The following is a 618-nucleotide window of genomic DNA, read 5'->3' on the forward strand; positions in this document are numbered from 1 at the left end:
ACTGCCAGCGCCGGATGGTACGCTGAGTACGGGAACGGAGTATGTAGCGCCGCGCACGATGACGGAAGCGAAACTGGCGCAGCTCTGGCAAGAGGTGCTGGGGCAGGAACGTGTCGGCATCCGCGATAACTTCTTTGAAATCGGGGGGCATTCACTCCGAGCAATGACGCTTGCAAGCAGAGTAAACAAGGATATGAGTGTGAGCCTGCCCCTAAGAAACGTGTTCTTGTATCCGACAGTCGAAGAGATGGCGCAGGCGATCTCTGAGCTGGAGCGGCTGGAATATGCCGTCATTCCGCAGGCCGAAGCAAGGAATTACTACCCGGTGTCCTCGGCGCAGAAACGGATGTACATTTTGCAGCAGTTTGAAGGCGCAGAACTAAGCTATAGCATGCCTGCAGCCTTGTTATTCCATGGACGCGTGGACTTTGCCCGATTAGAACAGGCTTGCCGGGAGCTTATCGCCCGCCACGAGGTGCTGCGTACCGGGTTTGACGTGGTGGACGGCGAGCCTGTTCAACGAATTAGCGCTGAGGTCGCGTTCGATTTGCCTTATCGGGAAGTCGAAGACAGGAGAGCGGAAGACCTTATCCGGGAGTTTATTCGACCTTTCGATCT

General features: G+C 55.8%; 1 protein-coding gene. It reads left to right on the forward strand.

Annotated elements, in window-relative coordinates:
- Positions 1–618: condensation domain-containing protein (locus tag AZ66_RS29465; protein ID WP_044358231.1), on the forward strand; the 618-nt coding region annotated here is incomplete at both ends.

It is taken from the genome of Paenibacillus sp. E194, assembly GCF_000935845.1.
GTDB classification, from domain to species: Bacteria; Bacillota; Bacilli; order Paenibacillales; family Paenibacillaceae; genus Paenibacillus_B; species Paenibacillus_B alvei_B.